The 24,914-nt window shown below is 37.8% G+C and carries 21 protein-coding genes; 11 read left to right on the top strand and 10 right to left on the bottom strand.

Translation table 11 applies throughout. The features are described 5' to 3' along the window. The first annotated feature begins 77 nt into the window (after positions 1-77). The 4 genes from OPU68_RS07365 to bglX all read left to right on the top strand — a co-directional run bounded on the left by OPU68_RS07365 (position 78) and on the right by bglX (position 6,182). Positions 78-1,475 (top strand): glucoamylase family protein, encoded by a 1,398-nt coding sequence (locus tag OPU68_RS07365; protein ID WP_498473381.1) that lies wholly within the window; start codon positions 78-80, stop codon positions 1,473-1,475. Positions 1,476-1,493: 18 nt separating this feature from the next. After that, positions 1,494-2,879, top strand: coding sequence for a glucoamylase family protein (locus OPU68_RS07360; protein ID WP_498473379.1), 1,386 nt, complete (start codon positions 1,494-1,496; stop codon positions 2,877-2,879). A gap of 250 nt (positions 2,880-3,129) precedes the next feature. Next, complete coding sequence (locus OPU68_RS07355; protein ID WP_498473377.1) at positions 3,130-3,843, top strand: carboxylesterase family protein; 714 nt, start codon at positions 3,130-3,132, stop codon at positions 3,841-3,843. A gap of 11 nt (positions 3,844-3,854) precedes the next feature. Further along, complete coding sequence (gene bglX, locus OPU68_RS07350; RefSeq protein WP_498473376.1) at positions 3,855-6,182, top strand: beta-glucosidase BglX; 2,328 nt, start codon at positions 3,855-3,857, stop codon at positions 6,180-6,182. A 130-nt stretch (positions 6,183-6,312) separates the two neighbouring features. On the opposite strand, the gene OPU68_RS07345 is transcribed toward bglX, so the two are convergent. After that, entirely contained in the window at positions 6,313-7,671 is a 1,359-nt protein-coding gene (locus OPU68_RS07345) for a PQQ-dependent sugar dehydrogenase (RefSeq protein ID WP_498473375.1), read from the bottom strand. Positions 7,672-7,895: 224 nt separating this feature from the next. Between OPU68_RS07345 and secD the strand changes: the two genes are divergently transcribed. After that, entirely contained in the window at positions 7,896-10,802 is a 2,907-nt protein-coding gene (gene secD, locus OPU68_RS07340) for a protein translocase subunit SecD (RefSeq protein WP_498473373.1), read from the top strand. 411 nt (positions 10,803-11,213) lie between these two features. Here secD and OPU68_RS07335 read toward each other — a convergent pair whose 3' ends face one another. The 4 genes from OPU68_RS07335 to OPU68_RS07320 all read right to left on the bottom strand — a co-directional run bounded on the left by OPU68_RS07335 (position 11,214) and on the right by OPU68_RS07320 (position 13,391). Further along, complete coding sequence (locus OPU68_RS07335) at positions 11,214-11,846, bottom strand: hypothetical protein (protein ID WP_498473372.1); 633 nt, start codon at positions 11,844-11,846, stop codon at positions 11,214-11,216. Between the two features lie 217 nt (positions 11,847-12,063). Beyond that, a complete protein-coding gene (locus OPU68_RS07330; protein ID WP_498473371.1) occupies positions 12,064-12,435 on the bottom strand; it encodes a hypothetical protein in 372 nt (123 codons plus the stop codon). A 105-nt stretch (positions 12,436-12,540) separates the two neighbouring features. Next, positions 12,541-12,822, bottom strand: a complete 282-nt coding sequence (locus OPU68_RS07325; RefSeq protein WP_498473369.1) for a hypothetical protein — start codon at positions 12,820-12,822, stop codon at positions 12,541-12,543. Positions 12,823-12,845: 23 nt separating this feature from the next. Next, complete coding sequence (locus OPU68_RS07320; protein WP_498473368.1) at positions 12,846-13,391, bottom strand: hypothetical protein; 546 nt, start codon at positions 13,389-13,391, stop codon at positions 12,846-12,848. 177 nt (positions 13,392-13,568) lie between these two features. On the opposite strand from OPU68_RS07320, the gene OPU68_RS07315 reads away from it, so the two are divergent. The 6 genes from OPU68_RS07315 to hemL all read left to right on the top strand — a co-directional run bounded on the left by OPU68_RS07315 (position 13,569) and on the right by hemL (position 19,378). Next, a complete protein-coding gene (locus OPU68_RS07315) occupies positions 13,569-14,789 on the top strand; it encodes a TCR/Tet family MFS transporter (RefSeq protein ID WP_498473367.1) in 1,221 nt (406 codons plus the stop codon). A gap of 111 nt (positions 14,790-14,900) precedes the next feature. Further along, positions 14,901-15,227: a Sec-independent protein translocase subunit TatA/TatB gene (locus OPU68_RS07310; RefSeq protein ID WP_498473366.1), complete on the top strand. Its 327-nt coding sequence runs from the start codon at positions 14,901-14,903 to the stop codon at positions 15,225-15,227. 4 nt (positions 15,228-15,231) lie between these two features. Next, positions 15,232-15,792 carry a phosphatase PAP2 family protein gene (locus OPU68_RS07305; RefSeq protein ID WP_498473365.1) on the top strand — a complete coding sequence of 187 codons (561 nt, stop codon included), beginning with the start codon at positions 15,232-15,234 and terminating at the stop codon, positions 15,790-15,792. A 50-nt stretch (positions 15,793-15,842) separates the two neighbouring features. After that, positions 15,843-16,766, top strand: coding sequence for a 1-aminocyclopropane-1-carboxylate deaminase/D-cysteine desulfhydrase (locus OPU68_RS07300; RefSeq protein WP_498473364.1), 924 nt, complete (start codon positions 15,843-15,845; stop codon positions 16,764-16,766). 189 nt (positions 16,767-16,955) lie between these two features. Beyond that, complete coding sequence (locus tag OPU68_RS07295; RefSeq protein ID WP_498473362.1) at positions 16,956-18,020, top strand: glucosaminidase domain-containing protein; 1,065 nt, start codon at positions 16,956-16,958, stop codon at positions 18,018-18,020. A 77-nt stretch (positions 18,021-18,097) separates the two neighbouring features. Further along, entirely contained in the window at positions 18,098-19,378 is a 1,281-nt protein-coding gene (gene hemL / locus OPU68_RS07290) for a glutamate-1-semialdehyde 2,1-aminomutase (RefSeq protein ID WP_498473361.1), read from the top strand. Between the two features lie 631 nt (positions 19,379-20,009). On the opposite strand, the gene namA is transcribed toward hemL, so the two are convergent. The 5 genes from namA to OPU68_RS07265 form a co-directional block, all read right to left on the bottom strand. Continuing rightward, on the bottom strand, positions 20,010-21,071 hold the full coding sequence (gene namA, locus OPU68_RS07285) for an NADPH dehydrogenase NamA (RefSeq protein ID WP_498473359.1): 1,062 nt from the start codon (positions 21,069-21,071) through the stop codon (positions 20,010-20,012). Positions 21,072-21,088: 17 nt separating this feature from the next. Further along, positions 21,089-21,535: a hypothetical protein gene (locus OPU68_RS07280; RefSeq protein ID WP_498473358.1), complete on the bottom strand. Its 447-nt coding sequence runs from the start codon at positions 21,533-21,535 to the stop codon at positions 21,089-21,091. A 198-nt stretch (positions 21,536-21,733) separates the two neighbouring features. Further along, complete coding sequence (locus OPU68_RS07275) at positions 21,734-22,189, bottom strand: DUF1569 domain-containing protein (RefSeq protein WP_498473357.1); 456 nt, start codon at positions 22,187-22,189, stop codon at positions 21,734-21,736. A gap of 3 nt (positions 22,190-22,192) precedes the next feature. Next, positions 22,193-23,314: a tetratricopeptide repeat protein gene (locus OPU68_RS07270; protein ID WP_498473356.1), complete on the bottom strand. Its 1,122-nt coding sequence runs from the start codon at positions 23,312-23,314 to the stop codon at positions 22,193-22,195. Further along, positions 23,311-24,873 carry a helix-turn-helix domain-containing protein gene (locus OPU68_RS07265; RefSeq protein WP_498473355.1) on the bottom strand — a complete coding sequence of 521 codons (1,563 nt, stop codon included), beginning with the start codon at positions 24,871-24,873 and terminating at the stop codon, positions 23,311-23,313. Before OPU68_RS07265 ends, OPU68_RS07270 begins: the two co-directional genes overlap by 4 nt. Positions 24,874-24,914 lie beyond the last annotated feature (41 nt).

The following is a 24,914-nucleotide window of genomic DNA, read 5'->3' as shown; positions in this document are numbered from 1 at the left end:
ATAGATAACTTAAATTAATAGTAAAAAACACTTTATGGCTTTAAACCATAAAGTGTTTTTCATAAAAAATAAACAAGATGTCCAAAAAGAATTTTTTTAGAATTACAACTTTATCTATAGTACTTTTTCTATCTTATAACTGTTCAAGTGACAGCAATTGGGATCCAAATGATACTTTGATAAATAATCCACAAGAACCAGCAACTGTTTATACAGATGCGCAGATTGTAGAAATGACGCAGAAAGATGCCATCAAATATTTTTGGGATTTTGCACAAACCAACTCAAAACTAGCAAGAGAAAGATACCATACAGATGATCCAAGTAATGATGCTAATATTGTGACAACAGGCGGCTCTGGTTTCGGACTGATGACGATTTTAGTAGGAATTAAGAATGGTTATGTTTCTCAGCCGGAGGCTGTTTCGAGATTGACAACTGCTCTTGATTTTTTACAAAATGCCAATCGTTTTCATGGTGCATGGCCACATTGGATTAATGGAACCAATGGAAATGTAATTCCTTTCGGAACAAAAGATAATGGAGGAGATTTGGTGGAAACTGCCTTTCTTGCACAAGGATTAATTTGTGTAAGAGAATATTTCAAAAGTTCAACGAACGCTTCAGAATTAGCTCTCGCTCAGAAGGCAGATGACTTGTGGAAAGGTATAGAATGGAGCTGGTACACACAAGGTCAGGATGCCTTGTATTGGCATTGGTCGCCTAACTATAATTTTGAAATGAACATGAAATTACAGGGGTTTGATGAGACACTTATTACCTATGTTTTGGCAGCAGCTTCTCCTACACATTCAATTAACAAATCTGTTTATCAAAACGGCTGGGCAAAAAATGGTGCCATCAAATCTTCAGGTTCACAATTTGGAATTCCATTAATTGTAAATCATAATGGAGCGTTAGGAACTGTTGGTCCAATGTTTTGGTCACATTATTCCTTTTTAGGACTTAATCCAAGAGGTTTATATGATGAATATGTCAATTATGGAGATGCTACAACCAATCATGCAAAGATTATGTATCAATATTGTGTGACAAATCCTAAAGGTTTCTCAGGATATAATTCAAAAAGCTGGGGTCTTACAGCCAGTTATTCCAGAAATGCTGATGGAACAACAGGATATTCCGCTCACCAGCCAAACAACGATTTAGGAATAATTTCTCCAACGGCGGCTATTTCTGATATTCCATACACGCCAACAGAAAGTATGGATTTCTTAAGATTTCTTTACAATGAGAATTACTCAAAATATGTTGGAGTTGCTGGTCCTTATGATGCATATTCACTTCAGTATAATTGGGTAACACCAAGATATTTGGCGATAGATCAGGGAACTATTGCGCCAATGATAGAAAACCATAAAAACCAATTTTTGTGGAATCTCTTTATGAATGCACCGGATGTAAGACAAGGCTTGTTGAAACTGGGTTTCCATTCAACAACTTACGGATTTTAAATTTTAGTCAGATTATCAATGAAAAATATAATAGCAATATCGGCTATCTCGATAACAGTTTTACTGTCTTGCAAAACAAGTCAAAATAGTAAATCTGATTCAGACAAAACTCCAAAAGCTGAATTTACAGACAACCAGCTCATGGACAAAGTCCAAAGCGACGCCCTCAAATATTTTTGGGATTTTGCTGAACCAAATTCTATGCTTGGCAGAGAGCGATATCATGAAGATAATATCTATCCGGATAATGACAAACACGTTGTTACCACAGGCGGTTCAGGTTTTGGTTTAATGACAATTCTAGTAGGCGTTGATAGAAAATTCATTCCACGCCAGGAAGCTGTTAAAAGATTAAACCACATCGCAGATTTTCTTGAGAAAGCAGACCGTTTTCACGGTGCCTGGTCGCATTGGATCAATGGAGAGACTGGAAAAGTAGTTCCATTTGGCAAAAAAGACAACGGTGGAGATCTGGTTGAAACCGCTTTTCTAACACAAGGTATTATCTGCGTCCGGGAATATTTCAAAAACGGAAATCCGGAAGAAAAAGCTCTGGCAGCGAAAATGGATAAACTCTGGAAAGGCGTAGAATGGAACTGGTACACAAAAGGCGGACAAAAAGTTTTGTACTGGCATTGGTCACCAACTTACGGCTGGGAAATGAATTTTCCACTGGAAGGTTATAACGAATGTCTTATAACGTATGTTTTAGCAGCTTCATCCCCGAATTATTCAATAGATTCCGAAACCTACAACAAAGGCTGGACACGCAACGGAACTTACACCACAGACAAAACAAAATACGGATTACCACTTTATGTAAAACACAATTACGCAGAAGAATTCGGTGGTCCATTATTCTGGTCGCAATATTCTTATCTGGGCTTGGATCCAAGAGGATTATCAGATCAATATGTAAAAAGTTATTGGGACCTGAACAGAAATCAAGTTTTAATTGACTACAAGTATTGTCTTGAAAATCCGTATAAATTCAAAGGTTATTCCGAGAAATACTGGGGACTCACGGCGGGTTACACAAGGAACAAAGACGGCTCGGTAGGTTACGCCGCACATCAGCCTATGAAAGAAGATTTAGGCGTTATCGTCCCAACGGCTGCGCTCAGTTCTATGCCTTACACGCCAAAAGAATCCACGGCTTTTCTAAGATTTCTGTACGAAGAAAAACCAAAATTCATTGGACAAGCGGGACCTTACGATGCGACTTCCATCAATTTTGATGACTGGACAACACCTCGTTATCTCGCTATAGATCAGGGAACTATCGCGCCGATGATCGAGAATTACCGCTCCGGATTGTTATGGAATCTCTTTATGAATGCACCTGAAATCAGAAACGGACTCAAAAAAATCGGATTTAAGTCCACAGAACATAAGATTCAGTAATTAAAAAGTATTATCTTTAAACACTAAATTTTATTGTATCTTTTTGAGACATTAGGTGATTTTTAGAAGCTTAATCCCGCTGTCCGCTATATCTTTTTTGTTTTGGAACGTCAGTCATTTTGTTTGAAATTAAGTAAAAAAACAAAAAAGGATGCCGCTACCATCGGGGCTAGGGATTTGTACATAGAATAAACATTCAACACTTTATTGAATATTAAAACTTCGATAAAGTGTTTTGAAAAATTTAAATATGAAATTAAGACATCTCATTTTATTGTTATTTGGATTTTCATCCTTTGCACAAGCACAGGAAATCAGATCCGAATTCAATAAAGAAATTAAAATCCAGAAAAAACTCTCATACATTCTGGATATTCCTCAGAACACAAAATCCAAAATTCCTTTGATCGTTTTCCTACACGGATCCGGAGAAAGAGGAAACAACCTGGAAGTAGTGAAAGCACACAGCCCATTTACGTATAAAAATTTAATCAAAGAACGGGTAGCTATTTTAGCACCTCAATGTCCGGAAAATACATGGTGGGATACGGATGCAATTTATTTTCTGATCAAAGAAATATCAGAGAAATACAAAATTGATACAGACAGGATTTATCTCACAGGTTTATCAATGGGCGGTTGGGGAACTTTAAAATTAGCTGGTGAACATCCGGAAATGTTTGCAGCAGTTACAGCAGTCTGCGCGCCAACTGATCGGGTAATGTGGGCAAATGTCCAGAATTACAAAGATCTTAACATCAAATTATTCCACGGCGGAATGGACGATATTGTTCTTCCTGAAAATGCTTTTAATTTCTATCAGAAATTACATCCCGTAAATCCCAAAGCAGAACTAACGATTTTCCCGAATGACAATCATAATTCCTGGGATTCTACATATTCTGATCCCAAATTATGGGATTGGATGCTATCTCTGAAAAAAATAAAATTAGAAAAAAATTAAATATATATAAAATGAAAAAGTTTGTAATCTTAGCTGCATTGGCATTATCGCCATTTTTTCTGGCTCAGAATATCATATCAAAACCTGTCCAGGCTTACCAGTCAACTCAGTATCAATCCAAGAAAAAAGCTTTTGTTGATGATTTGATTTCCAAGATGACTTTGGATGAGAAAATTGGTCAGCTTAATTTGCCTTCTTCTGGTGATTTTACAACCGGACAAACTCAAAATTCCGACATTGGAAAAAAAATAGAACAAGGTCTTGTAGGCGGATTATTCAATATCAAAGGTGTCGATAAGATTCGCGCAGTACAAAAAGTAGCGGTGGAAAAAAGCCGTCTGAAAATTCCAATGATTTTCGGAATGGATGTGATCCACGGTTACGAAACATCATTCCCAATTCCTTTAGGATTAGCATCATCCTGGGATATGGATTTGATCCAGAGATCTGCTCAGATTGCCGCTCAGGAATCTACAGCTGACGGAATCAACTGGACTTTTTCGCCAATGGTAGATATTTCCAGAGATCCAAGATGGGGCAGGGTTTCCGAAGGTTCCGGTGAAGATCCTTATTTGGGAAGTCAGATTGCGAAAGCAATGGTTTACGGATATCAGGGAGATGATCTTTCCAAGAAAAATACAATGCTGGCTTGTGTAAAACATTTTGCACTTTACGGCGCAGCAGAAGCGGGTAGAGATTACAATACCGTAGATATGAGCCACGTTCAAATGTACAATACATATTTTCCGCCTTATAAAGCAGCTGTTGAAGCTGGTGCCGGTTCTGTAATGGCTTCTTTCAATGAAGTAGACGGAATTCCAGCAACTGGAAACAAATGGCTGATGACCGATGTTCTTAGAAAACAATGGGATTTCAAAGGTTTTGTAGTGACGGATTACACCGGAATCAATGAAATGATTGACCACGGAATGGGAGATCTGAAACAGGTTTCTGCTTTGGCAATGAACGCCGGAATCGATATGGATATGGTTGGCGAAGGTTTTTTGAAAACTTTAAAACAATCAATCACAGAAGGAAAAGTAACGGAACAAACTGTTACGGATGCTGCAAGAAGAATCATTGAAGCAAAATATGACCTTGGACTTTTTGATGATCCTTATAAATATACAGATTCCAAAAGAGCTCAAAAGGAGGTTTTCAGTCCGAAAAATTTAGAAGCTGCTAAGACAATTTCTGCACAATCTATCGTGTTGTTGAAAAACGACAAGCAGGTTCTTCCGCTTAAAAAATCAGGAACTGTAGCCGTTATTGGCCCGTTGGGAGATAATTCGGTTAATATGCCGGGAACCTGGAGTGTAGCTGCAAAACATGCTAATTCAATTTCATTATTGAGAGGTCTGAAGGAAACTGTTGGTAAAGATGTTAATTTCGTTTTTGCAAAAGGAAGCAACATTTACGAATCTGCAGCTATGGAAGAAAAAGCAGCGATGTTCGGAAAGAATACGGACAGAGATAATCGCCCTGCGGATCAGATCAGAAAAGAAGCGGTTGACATTGCAAGCAAGGCAGATGTGATTGTTTTAGCAATTGGAGAAAGTGCTGAAATGAGCGGCGAATCAAGCTCCAGAACTGATATCGGAATTCCGGAAACTCAAAAAGAATTATTGAGAGAACTGAAGAAAACTGGCAAACCAATTGTCATCGTTTTATTCACAGGTCGTCCGTTGGTTTTGAATGAAGAATCCCAATTAGCAGATGCAATCCTGAATGTTTGGTTTCCGGGAAGTATGGCTGGATACGCTATTTCTGACGTGCTTTACGGAAAAGTAAATCCTTCTGCAAAATTGCCAATGACTTTCCCAAGAAGCGTTGGTCAGGTTCCGCTTTATTACAATGCTAAAAATACAGGACGTCCACTTAGTGTAGAAAATACAGAGAAATGCACGTTTGAAAAATTCCGTTCCAATTATCTTGATGAGTGTACAACGCCACTTTATCCTTTCGGTTATGGATTGAGTTACACGACTTTTGGATATTCTGATGTTTCTGTTAGTAATACAAAACCAACAGGAAACACACCAATTGAAGCAACTGTAACATTAATCAATAATGGGAAATATGATGGGGCAGAGGTAGTTCAGCTTTACATCAGAGATTTGGTTGGAACTATTACAAGACCTGTTAAAGAACTGAAAGGTTTCCAAAAAGTATATCTGAAAGCCGGCGAAAGCAAAAAAGTAACTTTCACTATTTCTCCGGAAGATCTTAAATTCTATAACAATCAATTGAAATATGACTGGGAAGCCGGTGATTTCGATATTATGATCGGAACCAATTCTCACGACGTGAAAACGACAAGAGTGAATTGGAGCAAATAAAACTTCATTACGTCAAGACAAAACAAAAGCCTTTCGAATTCCTGAAAGGCTTTGTTTTTTTGTCGGTCTAAGGATATTGAAAATCCATTTGAAATTGTTAGTCCGAGGTTCTCGAAGACTTTTAAAATTCTTATTCCTTAATAATCTTCTGACTCATTATTTTGATATCATCTTTCTTCAAAACCAAAATGTAATTTCCTGATTTCAAAGTAGTCACATCAATGCTTTTATCATTTTCAGCTACATTGGTATTTAAAACAGATCTGCCTGACAAATCCAAAATTTCTACTGTCAAATTTTTATCAGTAATATTCTTAATAAAAATGAAGTCTGTCGCAGGAATTGGAGAAATCTGAATATTAGACTTATCCATATCCGAAACGGAGAGATTATTAGATTTTACTTTGAAAATTTTCCCATTCGCTGCTGCAGCATAGAGTTGCTTGCTATTGTCTTCTCCAAAAGTTGTAAAATTACTATTCGTAAACGGCGTTGTCCATGTAATAGTAGTATTGTTCAAAATTCCGATCTGAGCAGAGCAGTAATCTGCAAAAATATATTTCCCAACAAGATCAGTATAAAGATTTCCTCTGTAAACGTATCCACCGGTGATGGAGCATTTACCACCGGAATGATCATAATCAACCACCGGGAAAGTCATCGTGGAAGCATTCGCGCACCCAGCCGTATTATATGCACTGTTTCCTTCGTAACATCTCCAGCCATAGTTGACGCCGGGTGTTGTTGCAGAGACATTATTAATTTCTTCAATTTGATTTTGACCCACATCCGCTATCCAAATATTATTAGTTGTTCTGTCAAAAGAATATTTCCAACCGTTTCGTAGTCCGTAAGACCAGATCTCATCCGCACCATCTACACCAACAAAGGGGTTTGTCGGAGGAATATTGTAAGCATTATCGGAATTAACATCAATTCTCAGCATTTTTCCCAAGAGCGAATTCTTGTTTTGTCCGTTGCCATTTGGATCGCCGCCGCTTCCGCCATCTCCGGTTGAAATCCAAAGGTAACCATCAGCCCCAAAATGAATACTTCCGCCATTGTGATTTTCAAAAGGTTTAGAAATTGATAGCATTACTTTTTCAGTTGATGGATCGGCCGTATTTGGATTAGCAGAATTAGCCGTAAACCGGGAAACAGTTATCGTCCTTCCGGCTCTGTTATAATAAACATAGAAATAGCGATTGGTCGCAAACTCTGGGTGAAAAGCCAAACCTAATAATCCCATTTCACCGTTGAAGTTAACTCTGTCGGTAATATTAAGAAAGTTGGAAGCTTCAATAGTTCCGTTCGGGTTTATAATTTTGATGAGTCCGGATTGATCTACTGCAAACAACCGATTGTCATTTGTTGGTGAAGCAGTAATTTCTGTTGGATTTGAAACTGTTGCAAACTCTTCCAGAATGATTTGTTGGGAATAAACTTCCGATGCGAACGCACAAGAAATAATGAGTAGTAATTTTCGCATAACTTATTATTTTTTAGATTATTATTAAAGTTACCAAATTATGTGCCTTCTCATTTGACAATTATTTAATTAATAACAAAACCTCAATCTTAGCCTATTTTTTCAGGGAAAACCGAGATTTAATTTCAATATAAAAAGTATAATGCACTTTTCTCATTTTCAAATTCTTATTTCCGCTATAAATCATTATATTTGCCGACTTAATTTATATATATCGTAAGAAAATGCAAGGAAAAGGACTCGTTACATTAGTTGCCATCGTTCTTGGATTAATTTGTCTCAATGAGCTTCTGCCTTCTTTCTATGCCAACAAAATAGAAAAAGAAGCAAAAGCAATTGCCGGCGAAAATCCAGTGAAATACCAGGCTGAGCTCGCAAGACTTTCTAAAGACACCCTTAATCTAGGTTTTACAAAACTGGATTATACGTCTGCAAAAGACAGAGAGATGAAACTCGGATTGGATCTTAAAGGAGGTATCAACGTATTATTGGAGATCAACCAAAGAGATTTGGTAAATGATCTTAGTAATTACTCTACAAATGCTACTTTAATAGAAGCACTTAACAGAACAGACATAGCGCAGAAAAGCTCGAGCAAACAATACATCGAGGATTTCTTCACACAGTTCGAAGCTGTTAACAAAGAAAAAGGTACGAACCTGAAACTTGCAGATCCTGAGATCTTCGGCAATACTAATCTTTCAGAGATTAAGTTCAATACGCCGGATGATCAGGTGAAAAATATTGTCAGAAGAAAAATTGAAGCCTCTGTAGGAACGGCTTATGAAGTTCTTAGAACCCGTATCGACAAAATGGGAGTTACGCAGCCAAACGTTCAGAGAGTTCCCGGAACCGGAAGAATTTTGGTGGAGATGCCTGGTACTAAAGATATAGACAAGGTAAAGAAAATGCTTCAGACTTCTGCTAAGCTTCAATTCTGGGAAGTACAGATGGGACAAGAACTTGGACCGTATCTTTCAGAACTTAGTCAGTTAGTAAAAACCAAAGGAGATTCTATGGGGATTGCAAAATCTGTAAACTTTATAAGTCTTCTTCAACCTTCTCCTTCAGGAAGTGGTATTGCTAATGTAAAACTATCTGATACAGCAGTTGTAAATAAATTACTTAACAGTGCAGTAGCCGTTAAAGCGAGACCTGTTAATTTGAAATATACCCAGTTTATGTGGGGTTACAAACCGGAATCTACAACGCCTAACAGCCTTGTTCTTTATGCAATCCGTGGAAACATTACTCAGAAAGCGCCAGTTGACGGTGCTGTAGAATCTGCGCAAATCAACTATGACCAATTGGGTCGTGTAGTTGTAGATATGCAGATGGATTCTCAGGGTGCCCGTGACTGGAAAACAATGACTGAGAAAAACAAAGGTAAAATTGTAGCTGTAACGCTAGACAACAGAGTCTATACAGCACCTTCTGTAAATGATGTGATTCCTAACGGAAGAACTCAGATTTCTGGGAACTTTACTCAGGAAGAAGCTAAGGAATTAGTTGATGTTCTTGGTGCCGGTAAATTACCTGCAGGTGCAAAAATTGTACAGGCTGATGTTGTAGGTCCATCTTTGGGAGCAGAATCTATCAATGATGGGATTATGTCTTTCCTTATCGCTTTTGCAGTGATTATTGTTTACATCATTTTCTATTATGGTGGTGCCGGAGTTTATGCGGTAATTGCAATGGTAATCAACTTGTTCTACATCTTTGGTATTATGGATTCCCTGAATGCAACATTGACGCTTCCTGGTATTGCCGGGATTGTACTATCAATGGCATTGGCGGTGGATGCAAACGTTATCATTTATGAAAGAACCAAGGAAGAACTCTTCCGAGGGAAAAATATTCTTGAGGCCTACAAAGACGGTTTCAAACACGCAATCTCTGCGATTATTGATGGTCACGCGACTACTTTCATTACAGCATTGATTCTTTACGTTTTCGGAACAGGACCAATTAAAGGATTTGCAGTGACTTTGATGATTGGATTGATCATGACATTGTTCACTTCGGTATTATTATCAAGAGTAATGATCTTCAGCAGACTGGAGAAGGGTAAATCTCTTTCCGTTTGGACTGCACCGACAAAGAATCTTTTCAGAAACACATGGATCGATTTTATCGGGAAAAGAAAATATGCGTATTACGTTTCAGCAATATTAATGGTAATCTCTATTGTTTCCATTGCGGTAAACGGTTTCAAATATGGTATCGATTTTACAGGAGGGCGTAACTATGTTGTAAGGTTCGAAAAACCAGTTGATGCTACTCAGGTTGAAGAAAGCATTGCAAAATTGATGAAGACCAATGATGGTAAGAATAACTCCATCGAGGCTAAGACTTTCGGAAACTCTTCTCAGCTAAAAATCAGTACAGATTACTTGATCGATGATGAGTCTCTAGCTGCTGACCAGAATGTAGAGCAAAAAATATACGAAGGAATGAAATCAGAATTGCCGGCAGGAATGACTTTGGCAGATTTCAAAGCAGCTGATAAAGGACACGCAGGAATTGTTTCTTCTACCAAGGTAGGACCTACGGTGGCAGATGATATTACCACGCACGGTATTCTGGCGGTTGTTGTATCACTTGTCGGGATCTTTATTTATATCCTTGTAAGATTTGACAAATGGCAGTTCTCTCTTGGAGCGGTTGCCGGTTTGTTCCACGATACAGTTGTTATCCTTGGGGTTTACTCCTTATTCTACAAGGTAATGCCGTTCAATATGGAGATCAATCAGGATTTCATTGCGGCGATTCTTACGGTAATCGGATATTCCATCAATGATACGGTAATCATCTTCGACAGAATTAGAGAATACCTGCGCGAGAAGAAAGCATTGACGCTTGCCGGATTATTTGATGACTCTATCTCCAGTACGATTGGTAGAACGTTCAATACCTCTTTCACTACGATTTTGGTGATCCTTGCGATCTTCATCTTTGGTGGAGATAACCTTAGAGGGTTTATGTTCTGTTTATTGATTGGTATTGGATTCGGTACGTATTCATCTATCTTTATTGCATCGGCTACGGCTTATGACTTCCTTAGAGGGAAGAAAAAAGAAGACAAAGTAACCGGGAAATCTTCTATCAGCAATGCTGAAATAGTGAAGTAATTCTCTTAAATAGATATAATGAAAGCCCTCAAGTGATTGAGGGCTTTTTGTTTGGTTTTCGGCGATGCTAAGATGTCGGGTGTGAGGCTGTAGGAATGAGGTTGTAGGTTTAGGAAGTGAGGTTGTAGTTTTAAGGAATGGGGTTGCAGTTTTATAAAGTGAGGGGCGAGTTTTATAAAGTGAGATGCAAGTTTTATAAAGTGTTTTTGTAATTTCAAAAAGTGAGGTAGGTGTTTTGCAAAGTGCGGTGATAGTTTTGTAAAGGAAGGTGGTCATTTTAAAAAATATAATTAGAGTTTTATAAAATAGGGCGTAGGTTTTAAGATGTGGGTGGGGTGTTTTATAGATTATGAAAAAGAGCTGCCTTTTTGTGGGGCAGCTCTGGGTTTAAATCTTCATCAAACGGCTCTGCTATTCTCTGGGTTTTTTGAACTGCAGTCCGGCGATCTGTCTGTATTCTGTGGAGGTGGTTCCGAAGATGGCTTTGACATATTTCTTTACACTCAATGCGATGTCAATTAATCCTGACTCTTCCAGATATAATATTTTGTCCCTTGAGCTCCTGGCAGTATTGTATTTTACTTCTGCTGTGATTAAGTTGAGATTAGCAGTTTTCAGACTTTCTAAAAATGTGTTGAGAGATGTGATCTGAAGTTCGGTTTCGTTGGGTGTGTAGGAGGGAACGAGTGAGAGAAAGCTTATGAACTCGGCGAAGTTGGCGATGAGCATATCGTAGCTCTGCCGGGATACCGAGATGTGTTTCGGTGCCGGGGATTCTCCTTCTTCTGTGGGCGGCGTTTTTGGGATTGGTTTTGAGCGTCTGCCCTGCAGTTTGTTGTTGATGGTTCTGGCATTTGCAATGATTGGCGCTGACGGTTCCATTGCTGAAAGGAAGTTGAAGATCCTGGTGCAAAGCTGTTTTAAAGGCGCGAAGGCTGATTGACGCTGTGAGGTAGTGGTGTCGAAGGTACTTTTGGCGGTTGCTACTTTGGTGATCTCCGACCCGGCGGTTGAAAACAGTGCGTTCAAAGCAGTGAGCTGCAACTGGGTTTTGGATGGATTATAGGCGGGACCGAAAGCGGTGCAGTGGGAAATCAGTTCCTGGAAATTGGCGACATTCTTCGCGTGTCCGGTCTCGCTGACCGAATTTTTTGTGACGTTCATTATGTTGTGTTTTTATTAATTACTGAATCAAATATAAATAAAAAACAGACATTGGGGGTGTCTGTTTTGGTTTGTATTTATTTTATTGTTGGAAATTTTATTGTTTTGTAAGTGTCCAATCTCCTGAGAGACTGCCGTTTTTCCAGGTTCCTTTTTTGGTGTTCAGGCTTCCGTAAAGTGTGAAGATGGGTGTGTCGGAGATTACCGGCGTCAAAGCACCATCATCCATGACAAATCCGAGCACCATATCGTTATTTGCTCCGTAGGTTCCGGTAATATTTCCGCTTTTAGATACAGAGAGAATCAAGTTTCCGTTGCCTTGTCCGGTGTAAGATCCCACCCATTTTCCCATATAGGGCGAGGTGTAGTTTTCCTGGGCTTGCTGTTCGTAGTAGTTGTCTGAGATTTGGTCGCAGGAGATGAAAGCGCAGGACAGGACAAGAAGTGTGAGGAGGGTTTTGGTTTTCATTGGTGGTTGTTTTAGTTTGCGGTAAATTTAATAAAAAAACAGACTGGTAGAGTGTCTGTTTTTTATAGCATTGATACGAGCAGGATTTTCACACCAGCAGGGTTTTTATTTGTCGCCAAACATCTCAGTTATACTTTCAAATATTTCTTCTCGTTTAATTTTTGAAATTTCGTCTTTTGTTAAAAATCTAATCTCAAATTGTTCAATGCTAATTTTTTTTATTTTTCCTTCATTGTCTTCTACGATGGCATATTGAACAGGAAATTCACAAGTGTCATTTATACCATCAAACCACTTATGAAATATATTTATTTCTTTGCGATTGTTGTTAATTGTATGTTGTGAAAATTCAATTTCTCTTATTTCACATAATCGTAATTCATTCATATATATAATATTTGATAACAATTTTATACTATTTTATTCCCATTTATTTTATCCCATTCATTTAAAACTAATGATTCTGCAAAATTGTCAATGGCATAACTATCTAAAGTTTTTTTGGCATTTTTACAATTTTCAACTGGACATTGATTCCACAAAAATTTAATAGGTAGCTCTCCGTGGAGAGTACAAAAACAATTTACATCCGAAACAAAAGGCTTATCCATTGATGAAAAATGAACATTCCATTTCATCATTATGCCTTGTGGCTTGTCAATAATTGTATTAACTTTTCTTAGAATGTTTTTATTTTTCTCTAATAACTTATTTGTATTACTTAATCTTTTTGAAAAAAGAATGCTGTAGATCCATTTAAAAATCCAAAATGAAATTATTGTGAATGCAACATAAATGATTTTAATTTGATAATTCAAAATGTCATTAATGGCCTCTTTGAAAGTTTGTGAGTCATAAGCACTTTTTATTTTTGCTAAAATTACACCTCCTAATGCAACAAAAATAACTGAGATGACTTTACTCCAAACGGGGTCTTTCCAAATTTTACTAATCATTTAACATGAAATATGTAAGTAATATAATTGATAGTCTGATTTTTTTTATAATACCTAAAGTATAAATGTAATATTAAGCATTTTCTTTCAAAATTCAATATATCAATTTTCAACAATAAGCATTCTGCATTTTTTAAAATAAGAGTGCAAAATCAAAAAATTCCTATCTTCGCAAGCATGAAAACAAATCAAAAATCTGCTGCCATTGGTTTCATCTTTATCACGCTGCTGATAGATATTACAGGCTGGGGAATCATCATTCCCGTGGTCCCGAAACTGATAGAAGAACTGATCCATGCTGACATCAGCGAGGCAGCGAAATATGGGGGCTGGCTGAGTTTTGCTTATGCCTTTATCCAGTTTGTTTTCTCGCCGTTCGTAGGAAATCTGAGTGACAAATATGGGCGACGACCAGTAATCTTGCTTTCGCTTTTCGGATTCTCTGTAGATTATATTTTTCTGGCTTTGGCACCGAGTATCTGGTGGCTTTTCGTAGGGCGGATCATTGCGGGAATTACCGGCGCGAGCATCACAACTGCGAGTGCCTACATTGCGGATATCTCTACGGATGAAGACCGTGCGAAGAACTTCGGGATGATTGGGGCAGCGTTTGGTCTGGGTTTTATCATCGGGCCGGTTTTGGGTGGCGTTTTGGGACATTATGGGGCGAGAGTTCCGTTCTATGCTGCGGCAGTTTTATGTATGATTAATTTTATTTATGGCTACTTCGTATTGCCGGAAAGTCTCAGCAAAGAAAACCGACGGGAGTTCAGCTGGAAAAGAGCGAACCCAATCGGTTCTTTCAAATTCCTGAAAAAACATCCCGAAATATCGGCACTTACGACAGCTTTGATCCTCATTTATATTGGCGGACACGCCGTCCAAAGCAACTGGAGTTTCTATACAATGTACCGGTTCGATTGGGATGAGCGAATGGTGGGAATCTCCCTAGGTGTCGTTGGTTTGCTGGTAGGATTGGTGCAAGGTGTTTTAATCCGGTGGATCAATCCGAAAATTGGCGACGAGAAAAGTATTTTTTACGGACTGATGCTTTACGCTGTCGGAATGCTACTGTATGCTTTTGCAACTGAAGGCTGGATGATGTTGGTTTTCACGATTCCGTACTGTTTGGGTGGGATTTGTGGTCCGGCTTTGCAGTCGATCATTACCAAGAATATTCCTTCTAATGAACAAGGTGAACTGCAGGGTGCGCTGACAAGTCTGATGAGTGCAACGTCCATTATTGGGCCGCCACTGATGACGAATCTGTTTTATTACTTCACGCATAAAAACGCACCGTTTCTGTTTCCGGGTGCACCGTTTTTCCTGGCTTTCGTGCTGTTTGCGGTGAGTATTTATTTTGTTTCTGTCAGTTTCAAAGGGAAGAAGGAAAGTTAGTTGGCTTTATTGTTGTTCCGCAATGGTGTAAGTCTTTTTATTATTGTTTTTATGATAAAATTATGACAAACAAATGTCCTATAAATTTATAAACTTTCTTAATTTTGTCAAATGGAATTGAGTATTGGTGAAATGCTGATGATTGCTTTGGCAATTGTTGTTTTATTCGGACCCGATAAATTGCCTGAGATCGCAAGAGGTCTTGGCGAAGGCGTGCGCAAGATGCGTGACGCAGTGGACGATATCAAAACCGAAATTATGAAGGAAGCTGATAATCCGCTTTCTGAAATCAAGAAAGAGATTGATAATGTTAAGAAATCTGCTCAGGATTACAATCCGCTGGCAGATAGTAAAACGGACAATTTCATCAATGAAGAAACACCTAAGAAAATAGATCTTTCCAAAGATGACTCTCACGAAGGACCAGTAAGCCGATAGTTTTATGAACGGATTGATAGAAAAAGATCAGCAGCTTCTTCTTATCCTGAACGGATTGGGCAATTCTACCTTTGATCCTTTTTGGCTCACAGTTACCGGAAAATGGTTTTGGATTCCTTTTTATGCCATTTTGCTGTATTTACTTTATAAAAGTTTTCCACTTAAGAAATTAATTTTTGTATTAATATTTATTGCTATAGGCATTACGATTTCAGATCAGTTAGCAGGTATTTTCAAGCACGGAATACAGAGATTCAGGCCTTGCCACACAGAATCTTTGATTCAGCAAATGCGAATGGTCATTTGCGGTGGCAACTATGGTTTCTATTCTTCCCACGCTTCCAATTCCTTCTTTTTATTCAGTTTCCTGACCATTCTGGTTGGAAAGAAACTTAAATATTTGCCTTACATTTTATTTGTTTGGGCGATGATCGTTTCGTACAGCCGAATTTATCTTGGTGTTCATTTTCCTTTGGATATTGCGTTTGGTGCTGCCGTTGGATTTTTGCTTGGTGGTGTTTTGGCGAATCTGGCAATCAGAGTTGTTAACAAAAAATCGACCTGATTTAATTTCTCATAGAAGCGGTTTTCTAATCAAAAATTAAATACTGTTGGATGCTTCAGATTCCGGAACATAAAATCCCAATCACAGAATTGAAGACCAATTTTGATGTCCGGATTTTCATCAAAAGAGAAGACCTTATCCACCCCAAAATTTCCGGAAACAAATTCTGGAAACTCTTTTTCAATGTCAATCAATATCTGAAATGTAATCCTGAAAATCCTTTGCTGATTACTTTTGGTGGCGCATTTTCCAATCATATTGCCTCTATTGCTGCATTTGGAAAAGAATTTGGAATCTCAACAATCGGAATCATCCGTGGAAATGAACTGGAAAATAACTGGCAAGAAAATCCCACACTTTTCAAAGCTTCTAAAAACGGAATGGGTTTTCATTTTGTGTCAAGGGAAGATTATCAGAATAAAAAAGAACTCACGAAAGAATTTTCGAATCGATATCCAGAGGCTTTGATTATTCCCGAAGGCGGAAGTAACGAATCGGCGATGGAAGGTGTCCAATATATGCTGGGAAACGACACCAAAGATTTTGATTATCTTTGTACCGCTGTTGGAACCGGCGGCACAATTGCAGGAATTTCCAGATTTGCGGAAGCTCAGCAGAAGGTTTTAGGTATCAAAGTTGTAAGAGATGATTCGCTTGAAAAAACCATTTTGGAATGGAGTGGAAAAGATAATTTTGAATTGAAAGATGCCGAAGAAAGTAGATATGGTAAAATATCGGATGAGAATGTTCGTTTTATAAATTGGTTTTATAAAGAATATCAGATTCCGTTGGAGCCAATCTATACAGGAAAGCTGATGCAAACCATTTTTGAATTGGCCAAAAAAGAATTTTTTGCGAAAGGTTCAAAGGTTTTGGCTTTTCATACCGGCGGATTGCAAGGCATCAAAGGAGCGAATTTGCTTTTGAAAAGTAAGGGAAGAGATTTGATAGATTTTGAAAAGTTTCAATTCTGATAAAAGCTTCAAAATGGGTAGAAACCCATAGCCGCGATTGCAGCGGCATCCTTTTTTGTCTTTCTGTAAAGGTTCTATTGATGACGAAATGTTGAAGACAAAAAAGATATAGCCCTTCGACAAGCTCAGGATAAACTGCAAGCGGGATTAAGCTCCTTAAAATATTAAAGTATTTTGTAAAAAATAAATATGAGAAAGTTATTAGTGATTGGTTTTGTAAGTGTTTTGGGCTTGGTGAAATCACAAACCTGGAAAACGGAAGACCAATACATCCAGAAATTCGCGCCTTATGCGGTGGAAGAAATGGAGAAATACAAAATCCCGGCGAGCATTACTTTGGCTCAGGGTCTTCTTGAAACCGGCGGCGGGCAAAGCCGATTGGCACAGCTGGGGAAAAACCATTTCGGGATCAAATGCAAAGAAGACTGGACCGGCAAAACGATGAGCCACACGGACGACGCGCCAAACGAATGTTTCCGCGTGTACGAAGATCCAAAACAGTCTTACGAAGATCATTCGGTGTTTTTGGCGACCAGAAAATATTACACAAAACTGTTTGACCTGAACCCAAAAGATTACAAAGCGTGGGCACACGGTCTGAAAAAGGCAGGATATGCAACTAATCCTCGCTATGCTTATATTTTGATTGATAAAATCGAGCGTTACAAACTTTATGAATTCGATAATGTTTCCAAAGATGAGGTCTATTATGCGATCCTGAAAATGTATCCTTCTCTTAATAATGATGCGGTTTTTATGGCTCAGCTAAGTCAGGAAAAGCAAAATGAAAAAGTTGTTCCACCAACCATTAAAGTAGATTATTCTCAAGGTTCTTATGCCAGTCAACAATCTAAAGTTTCTGAAATCGTAGATTCTAAAACGAGAACTGCACTCCTTAAAAATATTCTTGTAAAGAATCATCCTAATGATGGGCTTAAATTTTTCGTAATGCCTGTGGATGCGGATGTTTCTGAGATTTCTAAGAAATTTGGGATTAGCGAAAAACGTCTGATGAAGTACAACGAACTGGAAAGTTCTAAGCTGGCGAAGAATGACATTGTTTTCCTGGAAAGTAAAAACTCATCCGGAAACAAAGAAACATACAAAGCCGGAACCGGGGAAACGATGCATGATATTGCTCAGAAATTTGCCATCAAAGAGAAAAAACTGTACAGCAAAAACAGGATGAATGCAGGCGAGCAACCAAGATCCGGGCAAATCATCTATCTGCAAGGTAAGAAACCGAGATCTTAAAAATAGTTTTTAGTTTATAGTTTGTGGTGTTGAGACCAAATACTAAAAACAAAACACGAAATACAAAAAACAAAAAAATGTTATACCAAAGAAGTTCAGCGCTTTTTGAAGAAGCGTACAAATATATTCCGGGCGGTGTGAATTCGCCAGTTCGTGCATTCAAATCTGTAGGCGGTGTGCCACTTTTCATGAAGTCGGCAAAAGGTGCTTATTTGACAGACGAAGACGACAGAAATTATATTGATTATATCAATTCCTGGGGACCGGCGATTTTGGGTCACACGCATCCCGAAGTTTTGGAAGCCTTGAAATCTCAGGCTGAAAAAGGTTTTTCTTTCGGAACACCAACAGAACTGGAAACTGAAATTGCCAAATATATCGTAGAAAATGTCCCGAATATTGACCAGATCAGAATGGTCTCTTCCGGGACTGAAGCTTGTATGAGTGCGATCCGTCTGGCGAGAGGTTACACGAACAGAGAAAAAATTATCAAGTTCGAAGGTTGTTACCACGGGCATTCGGATTCATTTCTGATACAGGCGGGAAGTGGAATGGCAACTTTTGGAAGTCCAAATTCTCCAGGAGTGACACAAGGAACAGCGAAAGATACTTTGCTGGCAGAGTATAATAATTTTGAGCAGGTAGAAGAGCTTTTCAGAAATAATCCAGAACAGATTGCGGCGATCATTGTAGAACCTGTTGCCGGAAATATGGGTTGTGTTTTACCTGAGAATAATTTCCTTCAAAACCTAAGAAAAATATGTGATGAAAATGGAACTTTATTGATTTTTGATGAGGTAATGACAGGATTCAGATTGGCTTTTGGTGGTGCTCAGGAAGCTTTGAATGTGAAGGCCGATTTGGTAACTTTTGGGAAAGTAATTGGCGGCGGATTGCCGGTTGGTGCTTTTGCGGGAAGTAACGAAATTATGAACTGGCTTTCGCCAAGAGGACGAGTATATCAGGCTGGAACTTTGAGCGGAAATCCTTTGGCAATGAGAGCCGGACTTAAAACTTTACAATTAATAAAACAAGATCCTGATTTCTACAATAAATTAGATAAAACCACAGAAATTTTAGATTTTGAGATTGGAAAAATCCTTAATGAAAAGGGAATCCGACACAGAATCAACCGAAAGGGAAGTATGATGTCTATTTTCTTTGATGTGACTTCTGCGAGTAATTTTAATGAAGTCAATAATTCCAATATTGGATTGTTTAACAATCTGTTTCATCAGGTTTTGCAGCAAGGGATTTATCTTCCGCCGAGTGGCTATGAGACTTGGTTTATTTCGGCTGCGATTGGCGATACAGAAATTGATCAAACGCTGGAAGCTTTCAGGAATTTTCAGTATTAAATAAAAACAAAAACTTTCCAAAAAAAGAAAGTTTTAATTCATAAATGGTATTTCTAATTAGCTATAATTGCGAATATTGTAGTTATAATTAAATTTGTATTAAAATAATTTAAAATAATTGATTTAATATTTTTTATTTAGTGAAATAAATTATATTTTAGCAGTTCTATAATGAAATTCATTTTTCATTAAATAGCCGTTCTTTTTCGGAGAACGGCTTTTTTATTTTTATTGATTTTCGGTCATTTTCTGAAAAATCGCAGGAACCCATATTAGTAACATTTGATAAATACATATTATTCCAATAAATAATCTTCTGAACATAAAATTTTGAGCGGACAATATATTTTCTTTTAACTGCTGTCGTTTTTCCAATTCTTTATTTCTTGCAAAGACATTTATGAAGTTTCTCATAAATTGAATTACCACAATTGAAAGAGAAAATATCGATAAGATGAAGAACAATTCATTTGATAATCCATTGAAAAAATAATTGTAGACTAAAAGAATTAAACCTGAAATAATGATTGAATAAATATAAATTGGTTTTACAGTTCCATGATTATATTTTAAGTAAAGAATATAACTCACAAAAATAAAAACAAAGAATTTAAGATTTGTGCAACTATCATTACTTCGCAGGTTTCGCTCTCAAATACTGATGCGGATAGAAATTTTCCTCATTATTTTCCCAAGCCGCCTGAACTGCAAAATATGGATTTCTTAAGATTTCTCTCGCTAAGAAAATCAAATCTGCTTGTCCTCTTTTCAGGATTTCTTCGGCTTGTTCGGCTGTTGTGATGAGTCCAACTGCTGCCGTGTCTATATCTGCAATTTTTTTAACATCTTCCGCCAACGGAACTTGGTAGCCTGGACTCAGTGGAATGGTTACGCCATTGATATTTCCGCCGCTGGAAACGTCTATCAAATCTACATTTTTTGTTTTTAAAACTTTAGCAAGTTCTGCGCTGTCATTCACGTTCCAGCCGTTTTCTGCATATTCAGTTCCGGAGATTCTTACAAATAGCGGGACGTTTTCTGTGATTTCTGAATTCACTGCGTCTACGATTTCCATTAAGAATCTTGCGCGGTTTTCTGGATTTCCGCCATATTTATCTGTTCTGGTATTGGAAAGCGGTGAAAGGAATTGGTGAATCAAATAACCGTGAGCACCGTGAATTTCTATAACGTCAAAACCTGCGTCAACTGATCTTCTAGCTGCTTTCCTGAAATCTTCAACTAAATTTTTAATCTCTTCAACAGTCAATTCGTGTGGAATTCTTTCGGAATGATGAAACGGAATCGGGCTTGGTGCAATAGTTTCCCAGCCTTCTTCCAAATCTAACTGACGGTTTGTTTCTGTAGAGATAGAACCTTTTCTGCCAGCGTGAGCCAACTGAATACCGATTTTGCTGTCAGAATTTTCGTGGACGAAATCCACTATTTTTTTCAAAGCCAAAGCTTGCTCGTCATTCCAAATCCCAAGACATTTGTTGGTGATTCTTCCGCGAGGTTCTACTGCGGTTGCTTCTGTGATAATTAATCCAACGCCGCCTTGCGCGCGACTACCATAATGAACAAAATGAAAATCATTGGCAACACCGTCTTCTGCAGAGTACATACACATTGGCGACATTACGATTCGGTTTTTCAGTTCTATGTTTCTGAATTTTATAGGTGTGAAAAGTTTCATTTTAAATTTATATTGATTTAGTTATTGAAATAGAAAGGGAATTTCAAAGTATTACCATAATTCGCCCAGGTTCCTTCAAATTTCAATTGGTTTTTTTCTGATGATTTTTTAGAGGTCAGTTCTCCTGTGAAAATGCCGTTGTGTTTTCCTGTTCCTTTTTCCGAAAGTTTCAAATCGTAAATCTTAACTCTTTCTTTTGAGTTTTTACTTTTTGTAGGATTGAAAGTGATTGTGCCTTCGAAGTCGGCTTTTGTTCCTTCGACGTCAGAATATCCGGTGACTTTGTAAATTCCTGATTTCGGATTTTCGGAAGAAACGGATTCGAAAAGAACTTTCAGAGCGGCAGAATTGTCGATTTTTCCGGTGAAAAGTTCACTGTTGTTTTTGAGTTCTTTCTCAATGTTTTGAGCGTTGAAAAATGTGAAGCCAAAAATTAGTATTAAAACAAAGACGAGTTTTTTCATATGGTGATGATTTGATTTTGATTGGAACGGCGAATCACTCGCAGCCCGACTTGAGTGGAAATCCTTTTTTGCGTTTACTCACATTCTATTGAACTGGAAATCGGCTGCAAAAAAGATTGGGAACGGAAGGCGGAAATAGCTGCCATAAAAATAATGACAAATTGCTATTCGACGTAGTCAAAAGCTGCCCAAATATTTCTAAACGCCGAATTGCTGCAAATGGTGGTCAAGGTGTTTTGACATCATATTGTTCCATTCGGTAGAAGTGAGTTTTCCGAAGTTGAAACTTTCTTTCCCTTCGAACGCGTCTGCGCCCAATTGCTGGGTTTTCTGGATGAATCCGATGATGCGTTTTCTTTCGTCTTCGAAACTTTTGTTGTCTGTGATGACGAACATTGCCGCAGTAGGAGAGTTGTGTCGGTAAGGCGTTTCGCTCACAACTTTTGATTTGACGAAACGTTTCAGAATCCATTTGGTGATGAGACCTGGTTTCTTGTGCTTTTCGGATTCGTAGATGAGTTCGTAGGTGATGTTGCAGTGCGCCAGCATTTTGTCTACGGACATTACGCCCCATTTTGGGAAAGAATCTTCCGTAAGCGCATTGATTCTCTTGATGAAATGGCTCGTATCGTTTTGGTCGAAAATATTCTTCATTCTTTAGTTGGTGATTTTGTTGATTTGATTCAGCTTTTCAATTAATAATTTGTTGCGTCGCTTGTGTTTGATAAAATTAAGAAAAAACCAAATAAATATGGCGGACGAAACGGCGATAATGATGAAACTTATGATTCTAAGTCTGCCTTTCTGTTCCTCGATTTTTTTGTTGTTTTCCTGATTCAGAACATCGATGCTTTTGTTGAGAGACGCGAGTTCGCTTTGTTCCCTTGCAAATTTGGTCTCGATGTACAGTTTGTTGTACACTTCATAATTGTTCCAATCTTGAAGTGCGAGATAATTGTCCGAAAAACCTTTGTAAATTCCTTCACTCAGGACAAGGTCGCCGACTTTTTTGGACAGATTGACAGATTTTTTCAAAAGCTCAATGGCTTCCTGATGTTTTCCAAGAACTGTGAAATTTTCTGACAAACCTTTGTAAGCGAAAGCTTCCAGACTCTCTGCGTGAACGGATTTTGCAACGTCAGCGGATTGTCTGAAATATTTTTCGGCTTCGTTATATTTATTCAAATAAAAATAGCAATAGCCAATGTTGTACAGGAAAACACTGGAGTTGGCAATGGCATTATCATAGTTTCCGACTTTTTTGATGTAATCAAGTCCGATGAGAAGTTTTTCCAAAGCCAACTCGTTGTTATCCTGAGATTTATAAACCAAACCTCTTAACGCCGAATTGAGTCCAAGATAATAGGTCTTGAATTTCCCATCTGGAAGTTGATTACAAATTTGATAAGATTCATCCAGGATTTCCAAAGTCTTGCTGTTGAGTCCCATCTGCTGGTATTGTATGGATGTGGCATTTAGGATTTTTATTTTTTGTTCCGGATTGGTCACGTTTTTACTGAGTTCTTTCATCTTCAGAACCCAATCCAGCGATTTGTCAAAATCTCTTTTCGAGATGTAAGAATGTGAGATGAGTTTGTAAAGCTTAATGAGATTGTCCGGATTTTTCTCATTTTTAAGCATTTCCTTAGCAATTTTCTGAGAGCTGTCAGGGTCTTGATAAATGTCCGAAAGTGCCTTTTTGTACATTTCTTCGTTATACTGGGATTTGAAAATTCCGGTAAATGAGAAAAGGATGAATATGAAAAGGAAGCGTTTCATTGTTTATTCTGAGTCAATTGCTGAATGTAAGTGTTTGGCGAAATGCCGGTTACGGATTTGAAAACGGTCGTAAAGGCACTATGGGACGAGAATCCTGCTTTCTCTGCGAGATAACTTACTTTATAATTAAGGTAAGCCGAATCGGTTTTCAAAAGATAAGCTATGTAGTTGATTCTGAGTTCGTTGATGTAATTGTTGTAGTTTTTTTCTTTGTATTTATTAATGACTTCCGAAAGATATTTGGTGTTCGTTTCCAGTTGTCCGGCGAGAACAGCGAGCGACATTTCCTTGCTCAGGAAGTTTTCAGATTTTTCGAATTCCTCCAGTCTTGCCAAGATATCCGCTTCTTTTTCCTTTGAGATGACAAGTGGTTTTTTGGAGATTTCAGCATCTGACTTGTCTGCTTTTACAACTTCTCTTTCTTCAATTTTCTTAATGAATTCCTGTTGTTTCGAATAAAAATCAATTCGTTTCTGAATAGATTTTGTCTTTCTCTTTTCAGAAATGCTGATGAAAATAATAGCCGCTATTCCAATCAGACAAATAATAGAAATAATTAGAATGTTCGTAGAGAAGCTCTTGTGGGAATCCTCAATGCGTTGATTTTCGTATTGGTCGTTCAATTTTACAAGATTCCGGATGGCTTCTTTTTTATTTTTATCGAGTTTATCGGTTTGTTCTTTATAGATGGAATAGTATTTCTGATACAACTCTTCATTTTTCAGTGCCAGATAATTCTTAGACAAGTCATCGTAAATTCTGTTTTTCAGCGCGTCGTAGGATTTATTTTGAATCAATTCCAAGCCTTGATTCAGATTTTCTGTAGATTTTTGATAATCTTTTTTGAGGAAATGAATTCTTCCCAAATTATCCAGATTGAAAGCTCTCAAGAAAACATATTGCGGTGTTTTATTAAGTTTTGTCTGAATTTCATTAGATATTTTCTCCGCTTTATCAATTTGATTTTGAGATATATAAAGAAAGGTCTCATAAATCTGATTTTCTATCGAAATGATAAAATCCTCATCCGAATCTTTCAATAACGCATTGCTTTGCTTCAAATTTTCTTCCGCTTCTTTCCACTTTTTCTGAACCATCAAATTGGAAGCATTCAACTGATAAATATAAGCCAACAGGTTTTCCGGATAACGCTGGGATTTTATCTTCGAAGCTTTATCAACCAGATTTTGCGAAATTCTGATGGATTGTTTGTAAAGCCTTAATGACTGATATTGTTGCGCCAAGGCATAATCGGCGTATAAAGAAGCGTTGTCGTTTCTATTTTCCTTTAGATTTTTATTAATGGATTGCTCGATGGATTTAGCATAATCGCCTTTGAAATTGTACGCTCTCGACAACAAAATTTGAACGCGCTGTCTGATGAGTTCTGATTCCTTATTCCCATCAATGTTTTGAAGGATTTGGAATGCGTTGTCGGGATTTTCATAGAGACTTTTGTAAGCCTTGTCCAGAAGCTGCAAAGTTTCTGGGTTGCTTTGCGCCGAGGTCAGAATGACGCCGGAAAAAAGAATTAACCATAGAAAAAGCAATCGTCGCATAGCACAAAAATAGCTTTTTTATTTGTGAAATACACGATTTT

This window comes from Chryseobacterium sp. TB1-D10 (genome assembly GCF_059803555.1).
The sequence above is the reverse complement of the archived record's forward strand: the minus strand, read 5'-3'. Positions and strand labels throughout refer to the sequence as shown.